Raw genomic sequence first — 12980 nt, 5'->3', positions numbered from 1 at the left:
AGAAGCGGAGTACTAAAGAACAAAAATTTTGAGTACTTCGGTTTTTTATTTTTGTATAATTTCTCTAGAGTAAATCCAAACTATTATGGGTGATATTAATGGATGATTTAGATATGAACAGCAGTATAAAAAAGATTATTGACGGTCTTGGAAATACAGATACAGTTATAAAAAGATTCTTTGAAATAGGAAATAAATTTCCAATACAGGCAGTACTCCTTTATGTAAATTCTCTTGCAGACAGAAAATCCATAGATATGAATATACTAAAGCCTCTCATGCTGAGTACAAATGATAATCTACGTCTCTCTACGGATATATGTAACATAATATGTAAAAAATATATAACTTCAAGTAGTACACTTATAGAAGAGGATATTGACCAGGCCATATTTGCCCTGAAACGTGGAGATACTGTATTGATTATAGAATGTACGGATGATTTTATAATAATAGATACAAGAGATGGAAATTATAGACAGATATCAGAATCTTTAAATGAATATGCAGTCAGGGGCTCAAGAGAAGGATTTGTTGAAAACCTGGAGACAAATGTAAGCATGATCAGAAGGATGATAAAGCATACCGATCTGACTATTGAAAATTTTACCCTGGGAAAATATACTCAGACAGATATAAAACTAATATATATAGACAGCATTGCAGATGAAAAGATAATGAAAAATATAAGGGATAGGTTGTCTGCCATAGATGTGGATTCAATAACGGGAGCGGGTATTATAGAACAATATATAGAAAGTCATCCCTATAGCGTGTTTCCTCAATGTTTTGCAACTGAGAGGCCGGATATAGTCATAAATGATTTGATGGAGGGCAGGGCTGCAATATTATGTCAGGGTACACCATATGTTCTTGTAGTACCTGCGGTGTTTACAGAATTTTTTCAGGCAATAGAAGATTATTATGAAAGAAGTATATTGTCTTCTACAATTAGAATTCTAAGACTGATTGCAGTTGTTTTGGTTATAACTCTTCCTGCCGCCTATCTGTCATTTATAAAATTCAATGCGGAACTTATACCGATAAAATTTCTTCTCCCTCTTGTGTCTACAAGAAGAGGGCTCCTGCTGACTCCTTTAATTGAAATATTGTCCATGGAAATGATAGTGGAATTTTTAAGGGAAGGAGGACTGAGACTGCCTGGGAAAATAGGTCAGACTCTCAGCCTGGTTGGAGGATTCATAATCGGTGATGCAGCACTAAAGGCACGTCTTGTAAGCCCTGCCACTCTTGTGGTTGTAGGGACAGCTGTAATTGGAACATTTGTTATTCCAAATTATGATATGTCGCTTTCTATACGTATAGTGAGATTTCCAATGATAATACTTGCCGACATATTTGGAATTGTTGGGATTGCTGCCGGATGGTATCTGATTTTGCTGCATTTATTTTCAATGAACAGCTTCGGAATTCCCTATCTATCCTTAAAAAAACATGATCTGGAGGACACATTCATCAGGGCACAATTGTGGAATATGGACAGAAGACCAGAGGCCATACCAAATAAAAACAGGACCAGACAGGGAAATTCCATGAAGAAATTTAGGGGGAAACATTGATGCAATACAGTCTGGGAAATAAAATAACCCCATATCAGCTGCTATGCATTTTAACAGGTACCGTTATAGGTGTAGGTCTGCTCAGCCTTCCAAATGAAGTAACTGAAATTGCCAGGCAAAATGGCTGGATTTCAGTTATTGTCGGAGGAATTTATCCACTGTATATGGTATGTATTGCATGTATACTTCAGAATAAGTTTCCGGAAAAGAACATATTACAGTTGAGCAAGAAATTTTTTGGAAACTTTATAGGAAATTTTCTTAATATAATTTTTATGCTTAATTTTATAATATATACTACTACTATTGCGTCAGGGCTGACTATTCTTCTGGCTACCTTTATAATGAGCTTTATGTCGCCGATAAAACTACTCATATTTGTAATTTTTCTGGGAGCCATATCAAGTTACAGCGGACTGAAACCTCTGGCAAGTATAAATGAATTGATTTTTGTAATTACTATAGTTGTTTGTCTTATTTCTCTTGTTGCACTTGGCAAAGGGAAAATTTTAAATGTTCTTCCTGTATTCGATTTGGATGTTAAATCCCTGCTCAGTGCAAGTTTTAAATCATATTTCTCATATGGCGGTACGGAAATAATTTTTTTACTATATCCCTTACTGAGCGATAAAAAGAACTTTAAAAGTTATGCGGTAATAGCTGTGCTGTTTATAATATTTCTGTATTCATCCATAACTTTTTTGACAATATACTATTGCGGAATAGACTTGATAAAAAAATCCTTCTGGGCAATACTTATATCTACTAAATCAATTGAAATACCCATAATAAACAATTTCAGATTTATATTCATGTTTCTATGGACCATAGTCAATTTTAAAACTATTTCTAACAATTATTTTGCATCTGTATTTATATTGCACGATTTACTTAAAAAGTTTTCAGTCAAGAAGCTGTCCATAATTATGTATCCCATTTTAGTGTTTATGGCTTCCAACTTCATAAATGAAGAATCCAGGAGAACTTTTTTAAAATTTATAATTCCAAAATATGTTTTATTCAACATAGTATATTTTACTATAATATGCTGTATGGTACTTGTAAAAAGGAATGATTTAAATGAAAAAAAATAAAATCCTGATTATTATACCACTCTTATGTATGATATGCGCATTTTTTATGGTAGGTATAAAAAATGCAGATGCAGTTGAGAATCTTGAGATAGTTGCAGGAATAGGTTCGGATATTGAATACAATACTCCGAATTTGGTATCATATAGTATACCATTATCTACCTATATATTTGGAGATACGGGTGAAGATGGAGAAAATACCAGAATAAGCAGTACAATAAGAAAAGGTGTGGGGAAAACCATAGGTGAAACTAGGGAAAACAGGCAGTCAATATCGGATAAAAAGAGCATACTCGGATTTGAAAAGGTGTATGTGATAAGTGAGAGCAATGCTGTTTATGGAATTGAGCCGATAATAGATGTATTATTCAAAAATCCGCAGCTGAATGATACCGGTTATTTTGTAATATGCAAGGGCAAAGCTGAGGATATGCTTTCACACAAGGTAAAGGGATATCCGAGTTCCTCTGATTTTATAGAAGGCCTGATGAAAAACGAGTTCAATTATTCCTTTTTCCCAAAGAATACAAAGATAACGGACTTATATACCTCACTTTATGTTGAAGGTGTCAATCCTGTTATACCCTATATTGAAATATGCGATGGCAAGATAAAAGTATCGGGTATGGCTTTGTTCAAAGATGCAAATATGGTTGCAAAATCAAACCCTGATGACAGCAAATGGCTTAATCTAATGAGAAATGATAGAAGCTTTGGAATTGTGAGCCTTCAGAAGAGTTCAAAAAATTATGCAGACTTTTATGCGGATTCATCAAGAAAAATCAGTGTAGACAGAATTGATGGAAAACTTCATTTCACAATAGAATTGAAATTGAAGGGAAATACAATTACGAATACTTATTTTAAAGATCTTTCAAAAAACGTAAATACTAGAGAACTTTTTGAAAAAGAAATTGGAGAAATAGTGCATAAAAATTGTTGCTTGGTTATAAATAAGATGAAAATGGAATATAAAACAGACTGCATAGGTCTTGGACAGTATGCTGCAGCAAAATATGGAAGGTGGAGCAATACGGATTGGAACAAAGAAGTGCTTGATTCCAGTATAGACGTAAATGTAAAAGTATCTGTAGAGAACTGCGGACGCGGCTCTTTTCAAAAATAATAAAGAAAGTATATATAAAAACGATAATAAATATGTTCGGGTAATCAAATACATCTGGGAGATGATAATATGGATATAGCAGCACTATCAATTGTAATGAATCAGTCAAAGGTTCAGCAGGATGCAGGAATAGCAGTTATGAAAATGGCTATGGACAACAATAATGATACTGCTTTGCAGATGACTGAAATGTTGGATGATATTACAGTAGATCCCAACCTCGGAAATAATATAGATATGAGGGCATAGATCGATGTTCTCAATCTATAGCTTGACTGACTAACATATACAGTAGAGTTGTCATTATTATATGGTGACAGCTCTACTGTAATTTAGTTTGAAATAAAAATATAAATTTGTCAGTGTACAATGATGACAATAATGATTTTCTTTTGGTTGAGAAACCCATTGAAAACGTATTATAATTAAAGCGAAAAGAGGTGACGCTATGAGGTTCTCAGCAAGATTAATCCAAATTTTATTCCTTTTGCTCAGGTCGGATAAACCTATTCCCGCTGGAGTTCTTGCTGAAAATTTGCAGATAAGCAAAAGAACTATATTTAGAGAATTGAGAAAAGCAGATAATTGTTTGAAAGAATATGATCTTAGCTTGGATACTAAATCTAAAAAGGGTGTCAGTATTACTGGAAATGAATCCGATGAGAACAGACTGCTGGAAGAATTGAAGAACCTGGAATATATTGATCCGCAAAACAGAAAAGAGCGCCATAATCATCTTATTCTGGAGTTATTAAAGCAGGAAGAACCTCAGAAGATGTATTATTATTCAAGCCTTTTAAAGGTTAGTGAAGGTACAATCAGCAATGATCTGGACACTGTAGAAAACTGGTTTTTAGAAAACAATATAAAATTGGTTAGAAAATCCGGGCTTGGAATTTACCTGGATTATAAAGAAGAAGATTACAGGAAAGCATGTATGAGATATGTATATCAGAATTCAGAGGACCCGTTTAAATTATTATCTGATCTAATAGAGCCTGATATCATAGATAAAATAATTGCTTCAATGAAACATGTAAAGAACAGTATATTAAGTGAAATGGCGGAGAGTTCCTATACGGAACTCACAGCGTATTTGTCCATAATCACAAAGAGGGTACTTATGGGCAGGAAAAATATAAGAGAAAAGAGTATAGATTTAACAGAGAAAAATATTAGGGACTATGAATTTGTAATAGAATTAATTTCCATGCTCGGTGGGCGATTTTCAATAGAATATACTACTACAGATATAATAGATGTGTATATATACATCAAGGGTTCCAAGCTTCAGCACATAAATGAAAGCGAAGATGTAGTTGATACAGAACCCGACATCAGATATATGATATATGAAATGATTCAGCAATATGATAGTACTATAGCTTATCAGCTTAAACAGGATACGGATTTTATAAAGGGGTTGATAGCACATGTAAGACCTACAATAGTGCGATTGAAACATGGAATCGAGATTCAAAATCCATTTCAGGATGAGATAAAGGATTTATATCCTAGGGTATATGAAAAAGCCCAGAGAGCTGCAAAGGTAATTGAAGAAAAATTTGATGTTGAAATTCCAGAGCAGGAACTGGGCCTGCTGGCAATACATTTTGGCGGAGCTGAGGTACGGCTGAAAAATAATTATAAATTCAGGAGAAAAGTAAATGTAGGTGTCATATGTTCCAGTGGAATAGGAATTTCTGCACTGCTGTCTTCAAGAATATCCAATATTTTTCATGACAAGGTAAGGATAAGAACTCTTTCCTTTGAGGACCTGTACTCTGATAAAATAAGTGATGTTGAAATATTGATATCAACCTTTGACCTGAATACTTCCAAATACAATTATATAAAGGTAAATGCAATGCTTACGGAAAAAGACGTTCTTTTGATTTCAAAGGAGATTGAAAACGTATTAAAAAATTCAAAATTGGATGAAAGTACTGAAAAAACAGATGATACACTTACCCAGGTGGAAAAGATAAACTTGATAAGCAGGGAAATAAGCTCTATTATCAAAAATTTTGAATTATATACTGTAAATTCGTATATCCAGCTGGATGAAATTATGACTTTTGTGAGTGAAATACTTGGAGAAAATGAAAGCAATAAAAATTATATATACAATGATCTGAAGAAAAGAGAGATGTTGTCTACACAGGTTATACCGGAGTTTGAATTTGTACTGCTCCATGCGAAGACCAAAGGAGTGGATGAATCAAAATTCATATTGATAAAACCTGAATCTGATCATTTTGAAAACGAGTATTTTTCAAAGGCTAAAGTAGCTTTGGTTATGCTTATACCGGAGGGCGATCCGAGAGATGTGCCGGCAATTTCAAGTATAAGCAGTGCACTGTTTGAAGATGAAATATTCCTGGATGATATAAAAAATGGAAACAGGGAAGCTGTGAAAAGTTATATAGAAGAGGTGTTGAAGGAATATCTTGCGGAACAGATAAAAAACTTATGAATGGGGAGATGATAGTATGCTGAAAGAGATGCTGGAAAATAATATAAATGTGGTGGATGAAGTGGCAAATTGGAAGGAGGCCGTTAAAATTGCAGCTGCTCCATTGAAGAATGGTGGATTCATAAAGGATGAATATATTGATGCAATGCTGAACAATATAATAGACAACGGACCTTATGTGGTTATCATGCCTGGTGTTGCCATGCCGCATTCAAGGCCGGAGGATGGGGTATTGAAAACGGGAATGTCACTTTTGAAGCTGTCGAAAAGTGTAAAGTTCCCGGAGGATAAAGATGTAAAACTGATCATTGTCCTGGCGGCAAAAGATTCCGACAGACACTTGAAATTGATCTCTGAACTGACTGAACTGCTTATGGAAGATGAATCTGTAAAAAAACTGTTTTCGGCAAAATCCAGGGAAGAGGTACTTGAGTGTATATGTTAGATAGAATTGTGTCATATAAATTTTCAGTTAATTCCTTTGAGGTGAATGCAGATTATTATGAAAGGGATATAAAAAATATATTCATACCCATATTGAAAAAGTTGACTCATATGAAGAAAAATAAAAATGGGAGATTCCTTGTGTATTTGGCGGCTCCACCCGGGGCGGGTAAAAGTACTTTAGCTTCATTCCTGGAATTTCTCTCAAGGGACAATGAGGAGGTTCTGGAAATACAAGCAGTTGGAATTGATGGATTTCACTATCATCAGGATTACATTAAAAACAACAGTATAGTAGTGGATGGAAAAAAAGTACCTATGGTAGAAGTCAAAGGGTGTCCGGAAACTTTTGATCTGGATAGATTGAAATCAAAAATAGCAGCTTTAAAACATGAAAATGTCATGTGGCCGGTCTATGACAGAAACCTTCATGATGTAGTAGAGGACCAAATACTTGTAACAAAGGATATTGTGTTGATTGAAGGCAACTGGCTTTTGCTGGATGAGGACAAATGGAGAGAATTAAAAGAATATTGCGACTACAGTATCTTTATAGACGCCGATGAAGCAATGCTGAAGGAAAGGCTGGTACAGCGAAAAACGAGGGGGGGATTATCCAGGGAAGATGCAGTGAAGTTTTATGAAAAAAGCGACGGCAAAAATTTGAGAAGAGTGATGGACAATAGTTCCGGTGCCGATTTATATTTGAAGCTGTCGAAAGATGGAAAATATGAAACAGGAGGTATTATAAATGGAAATTAGTAAACAAAAAAAGAGTGCGAGATCAAAAGTACAGGCTTTTGGTGGATTCTTGACGGGGATGGTTATTCCAAATATGGGTGCATTCATTGCGTGGGGATTCATAACTGCACTGTTCATACCGACGGGGTGGATTCCCGATGCGTACTTTGCAAAGCTTGTATCACCCATGATAACTTATCTGCTTCCGCTGCTGCTTGCATATACAGGCGGTACGCTTGTAGCAGGAGCGAGAGGCGGAGTGGCAGGTGCCATCGGAACTTTCGGGTTGATAGTAGGTGCAAATATACCAATGTTTCTTGGGGCAATGATCATGGGACCGCTCAGTGCATATATAATAAAGAAATTTGACAAGCTTATTGAAAATAAAATACCAACTGGATTTGAAATGGTCATCAACAATTTTTCACTGGGAATAATAGGTTTGCTGCTCTGTCTTGTTTCCTATTCCCTGATAGGACCTGTAATACTTCAGGCCAACAAGGCAATAACCGTGGCTATAGAAGGTCTCATAAAAACGGGATTTTTACCAGTTCTGTCACTTATAAACGAGCCTGCAAAGGTATTGTTTTTAAACAATGTAATCGACCAGGGAATTTACTATCCATTGGGAATGCAGGCGGCACTGAAGGCAGGAAAGTCTATCTACTTCATGGTAGCTTCTAACCCCGGAGCAGGTCTTGGACTGCTGATTGCATATTCTCTGTTTGGAAAGGGTACATCCAAGGAAACAGCACCGGGAGCAATAATAATACATTTCCTGGGCGGCATACATGAGATATATTTTCCATATGTACTGATGAAGCCGATATTGATTGTGAGTATGATACTCGGAAGTGCTTCAGGTATAGCAACATTCAGTTTCTTCAAGGTAGGACTGGTTGCAGGACCGAGTCCGGGATCAATATTTGCATATCTGGCATTGACGCCAAAGGGAAATTTTGTAGGAGTAATTGCAGGAGTGACAGTAGCTGCATTGGTAAGTTTCCTTATATCATCTTTAATACTGAAATCATCGAAACAGACAGATGAAGAATTTGAAGAGTCGGTTAAAAAGTCAAAACAAATGCAAAATGAAGGCAAGAAAGTATTAAAGGATGTATTGACGCAGGATGAAACTCCTGTTGATGCACCGATAAAATTTATTGCATTTGCCTGCGATGCAGGTCTTGGAAGCAGTGCCATGGGAGCCAGTGCATTTAGAAAGAGAATGGAAAAGGAAGGACTTTCAGTCACAGTCAAAAACTATGCCATTGAAAAGGTACCACAGGAGGCCGATGTAATTGTGACCCATGAAAGCCTGCTGGAAAGAGCTAGATCCGTATGGCCGGATAAACGTATAATAACTATTGAAAATTTCATGAGTGACAGCAATATAGATGAATTATTATCAGAATTAAGGAAACAAACTGAAAAGTACAAAAAATAAGGAGATGTTGATTTATGAAAACGAGAGCGGCAGTTCTGGCAGGAAAGAATAAAATATATATAAGAGAATTTGATTTGCCGGAAATTACAGATGATGAATTGCTGGTAAAGGTGATTTCGGACAGTGCTTGTTTATCTACTTACAAAGCTCTGATAAGAGGAGAAGAACACAAGAGGGTTCCCGAAGATGTATCAGAGCATCCGGCAATCGTAGGCCATGAATTTGCAGGAATTATAGAAAAGGTGGGAAACAATTTAAAAAATAAATTTAGGGAAGGGCAGAGATTTGTACTGCAGCCCGCAATGGGACTTGAATCAGGCTACTCTGCCGGATACAGCTATGAGTATTTTGGAGGGTGCGCCACCTATTGCATAATTCCCAAAATAGCAATTGATTTAGGCTGTGTGCTTCCCCTAAACGAAACATACTTTGCAAATGGATCACTTTCAGAGCCAATGTCCTGCATAATAGGAGCATTTCATGCCAGCTACCACACAAAGCAGTATGTTTACGAGCATGATATGGGAATAAAGAAAGGAGGAAAGGTTGCACTTCTTGGCTGTGCCGGTCCCATGGGACTGGGAGCCATAGAGTATGCCATCAATGGCCCGGTAAAGCCGGAACTGGTTATAGTTGTAGATATAGATGAAGCGAGATTGAACAGGGTGGCCGGACTGATAAAAGCTGAGGAAGCCATGAAAAAAGGTGTTGAACTGATATATCTTAATACCCGGAATAAAGATGCGGTGAAAGAGCTGATGAAATTGTCAGGGGACAAAGGGTATGACGATGTATTTGTATTTGCAGCTGTCGGGCAGCTGGTGGAAACTGCCGACGATATATTGGGCAATGACGGCTGCCTGAACTTTTTCTCCGGACCAACCGATGACAGGTTCAAGGCTCCGTTCAATTTTTACAAGGTTCACTATGAAGGAACCCACATAGTTGGAACATCAGGCGGATCAACCGGAGATATGCTGGAATCCATAGAACTGTCGGAAAAGGGTCTTATTAATCCATCCTTCATGATAACCCATGTTGGAGGGTTGAATGCAGTTCCGGAAACTATAAGGAATCTGCCTCATATTCCAGGAGGAAAGAAGCTGATTTATCCCCATATAGAAATGGAGCTGACGGCAATTGAGGATTTTGAAAAGCTGGGTGAGGATAATGAGCTTTATAGAAAATTAGCTGAAATATGCAAAAAACACAATAACATCTGGTGTGAAGAGGCTGAAAAATTCCTGCTGAATTCACTTGAGAAATGAGAATACTATTTAAACAGCTGTAAAAGGCTGTTTTTTTATTGGTAAATGCTAAAGTATGACAAATAAGGTTCCGATAACTTATTAAAGAAAGATTATTTTAAAGTGAAACTTACATTGAGTTTGGAGGAAAGACTGTGACTATAAAAAGAAAATTTATAATTGGATTGACATTGACTGCCATCTTCAGCTTTGCCTCATTGCATAAAGTCAGTGCCTCAATTCCGACAACAAAGAGGCTGGCGGGAGCCGACAGGTATGCTACGTCTTTAAAGGTTGCGCAGGATGGCTGGTCTTCCTCATATTACGCTGTCCTTGCTTCCGGGGAGAATTATCCGGACGCATTGAGTTCCATTCCACTGGCAAAAAAGTATGATGCACCTATACTTTTGACTCATGGAAATTATATAGATGGTTCCATAGTTACGGAACTTGAAAACCTTAATATTGGAAAGGTGTTTGTAATAGGTGGTAGAGGTGCTGTCAACGACAGTGTAATCAGCAGGCTGAATTCGCTTGGCATGCAGACGGAGAGGATAGGTGGGGCAAACAGATATGACACCTCCGTAAAAATTGCTGAGAAGTTCGGAAAGGTGGATACCCTTGCAGTTGCAACAGGTATGGATTATGCTGATGCATTGTCCATAGGTCCGGCAGCTGCGCTTATGGGAATTCCGGTGATCCTGGTGCCAAAGAACATCATGCCGGAGGAGACAAAAGCTTACGTTAAAAATTTGAATACTACAGTAGACAAGGTCTTTATTGTAGGTGACAATAGTGTGGTAAGCGACAATGTAGCAGGTGAGTTTGAAAATACGCTGGAAAGCGATGATGGTGCCCAGCAGTTTGGGAATGTGGAGAGAATAACAGGGAAGGACAAGTATGAGAGAAACATAAATGTAATAGCCAGATTTCTTGAAAAAACAGGAACCAGTGAAGATTACAACAGCAGCAGCGACCTGTTCAGCTTGAACAATCTGTATATTGCTTCAGGCGAGGGATTTGCCGATGCGCTGTCAGGTGCAGCTGAAGCGGCTAAAAACAAGGCTCCTGTAATACTTTCCGGGGAATCGAATTCAGAGCTGATAAAGAATTTCATACTTACCAAGATACCCAATTATGAATATGACAGTGATATACCTGAATATCTTACGGTTCTGGGAGGACAGGGAGTTATGCCAGATTCCAGGGTAGGCGACATATTTGGCGACGTGTTCTGGGACAAAAATGCAAGTACGGGAGATTCATCCACAACTGTTTTCAAGGACAGCAATCTGGAAAAGCTCATAAGAGAAAAGGTGGGAATGCCTGTAGGAACTCTCAATTATTCAGACCTGAAAAATATTACATCACTGGATCTGAGCAATCAGGGAATAAAGGATATCAGCGGACTTGAAAACTGTGTAAATTTGAAGAGTCTGGATCTTAGCTATAATCAGATAACGAGCGTAAAACCTCTCCTGAAACTGTACAATCTTCAGGATCTCAATCTGAGCCACAACAGAATATCCGATGTTTCGTATTTGTCCAATCTTACGAGCCTTGGTCAGTTGAATTTAAGTGACAATGATATAGATACCCTTGGCTATTCACGAAAAAATTCCAAGGATGATGACGACGATGATTATGACAAGACAAGTGACAGTGTTTTTGAATACATGACGAGGCTGACTTCTCTGGACTTGAGCAATTCCAGTACAGATGGAAGCTACAAATACAAGAATTCTATAAGCAGCTCCGATCTGAGTGATTTGAAATACCTGATAAGGCTTACGTCTTTGAATCTTAAGGGAACAAATGTAGGAAGCCTTACAAATCTTGAAAAACTTACAACCTTGAATACTCTCAACTTGAGTGATACAAATGTAAGCAATCTGGATACCCTGAAAAAGCTGACAAACCTTACTTATCTGGATCTGAGCAGTAATGACAGCATAGACGGAAATGACCTGAAACCGCTTCAGAATCTGACGGGGCTGAAGTACTTGAATCTGAGCAACAACGATATCGATAAACTGACCTACATAAGCGGCCTTACAAATTTGAAAACACTTTACTTGGAAGACAATCCCATACTGGACTATACACCGATACTGTCCTATGAAGAATCTCTCTATTACAGGGATTTTGATATAAGCTCCATAAGCGGCGATGCAGTATATTCTCCGGACAGTACAATAAATGCCGAAATAAAAAGTCAGATAAGTGATTTTGAGAGTTCATACAATTATAAAAACTACGATAAACTCAGATTCAGAGTGCTTTACAGGTCCTATGATTCCGGAGCCTACAATGGAACACTTCAGACTCTTAGAAGTGAAATGTCCTGGCTGAAGCAGAAGATAGCTTCAGGCGGTCTGTCTGATACTGAACTCAAGGATGCAAATGAAAGCCTTTCAAGTGTCCAGAATGAGCTGGCGGATATAGACAAAAAAGACAGTATGAACAAGAAGGTCAAAGATCTTGAAAATCAGCTGTCAACATCCAACAAGGCAAATGATATGGAAGAGATAATAAATAAAATCAACTATATATATTCTGATTACAGATATGATTATTATAGAACGCTTGAGAAAAGGTATGCCGATGATATACAGAATATAGAGGCACAGATCCAGACAATAGGGCTGCAGGATCCGGGTTACAGCGGAAGTGATACTATTGACAGCCTTCAGAATGCACTTGAAGATAAAAAAGATGACAGGGATTTTGCAGAACAAAAAATAAATATGTACGATAACTACAGGAATTTCTTTAATGCAGTTAATTCCGTACTTGAGGAGAATTAGGGAAAGGAGTGCCTATAT

10 protein-coding genes are annotated in these 12980 nt (G+C 37.2%); all 10 read left to right on the top strand.

Annotated features, from left to right (window positions below):
• Positions 1 to 98: 98 nt before the first annotated feature.
• The 10 genes from LKE46_RS08295 to LKE46_RS08250 all read left to right on the top strand — a co-directional run bounded on the left by LKE46_RS08295 (position 99) and on the right by LKE46_RS08250 (position 12962).
• On the top strand, positions 99 to 1580 hold the full coding sequence (locus tag LKE46_RS08295; RefSeq protein WP_291720426.1) for a spore germination protein: 1482 nt from the start codon (positions 99 to 101) through the stop codon (positions 1578 to 1580).
• On the top strand, positions 1580 to 2674 hold the full coding sequence (locus LKE46_RS08290; RefSeq protein ID WP_291720423.1) for a GerAB/ArcD/ProY family transporter: 1095 nt from the start codon (positions 1580 to 1582) through the stop codon (positions 2672 to 2674). Before LKE46_RS08295 ends, LKE46_RS08290 begins: the two co-directional genes overlap by 1 nt.
• 28 nt (positions 2675 to 2702) lie before the next feature.
• Positions 2703 to 3800, top strand: coding sequence for a Ger(x)C family spore germination protein (locus LKE46_RS08285; protein ID WP_291720420.1), 1098 nt, complete (start codon positions 2703 to 2705; stop codon positions 3798 to 3800).
• 69 nt (positions 3801 to 3869) lie between these two features.
• Positions 3870 to 4049 (top strand): YjfB family protein, encoded by a 180-nt coding sequence (locus LKE46_RS08280; RefSeq protein WP_291720417.1) that lies wholly within the window; start codon positions 3870 to 3872, stop codon positions 4047 to 4049.
• Between the two features lie 199 nt (positions 4050 to 4248).
• On the top strand, positions 4249 to 6276 hold the full coding sequence (locus LKE46_RS08275; protein ID WP_291720414.1) for a BglG family transcription antiterminator: 2028 nt from the start codon (positions 4249 to 4251) through the stop codon (positions 6274 to 6276).
• Positions 6277 to 6292: 16 nt separating this feature from the next.
• Positions 6293 to 6721: a PTS sugar transporter subunit IIA gene (locus tag LKE46_RS08270; RefSeq protein ID WP_291720409.1), complete on the top strand. Its 429-nt coding sequence runs from the start codon at positions 6293 to 6295 to the stop codon at positions 6719 to 6721.
• A complete protein-coding gene (locus LKE46_RS08265; RefSeq protein ID WP_291720406.1) occupies positions 6715 to 7482 on the top strand; it encodes a nucleoside/nucleotide kinase family protein in 768 nt (255 codons plus the stop codon). The genes LKE46_RS08270 and LKE46_RS08265 overlap by 7 nt, the downstream gene beginning before the upstream one ends.
• Positions 7472 to 8908 (top strand): PTS mannitol transporter subunit IICB, encoded by a 1437-nt coding sequence (locus tag LKE46_RS08260; protein WP_291720403.1) that lies wholly within the window; start codon positions 7472 to 7474, stop codon positions 8906 to 8908. Before LKE46_RS08265 ends, LKE46_RS08260 begins: the two co-directional genes overlap by 11 nt.
• Positions 8909 to 8922: 14 nt before the next feature.
• Complete coding sequence (locus LKE46_RS08255; RefSeq protein ID WP_291720400.1) at positions 8923 to 10176, top strand: zinc-binding dehydrogenase; 1254 nt, start codon at positions 8923 to 8925, stop codon at positions 10174 to 10176.
• A 134-nt stretch (positions 10177 to 10310) separates the two neighbouring features.
• Entirely contained in the window at positions 10311 to 12962 is a 2652-nt protein-coding gene (locus tag LKE46_RS08250; RefSeq protein ID WP_291720397.1) for a cell wall-binding repeat-containing protein, read from the top strand.
• Positions 12963 to 12980 lie beyond the last annotated feature (18 nt).

This window comes from Clostridium sp., from assembly GCF_022482905.1.
Classification (GTDB): Bacteria; Bacillota; Clostridia; order Clostridiales; family Clostridiaceae; genus Clostridium_B.
The sequence above is the reverse complement of the archived record's forward strand: the minus strand, read 5'-3'. Positions and strand labels throughout refer to the sequence as shown.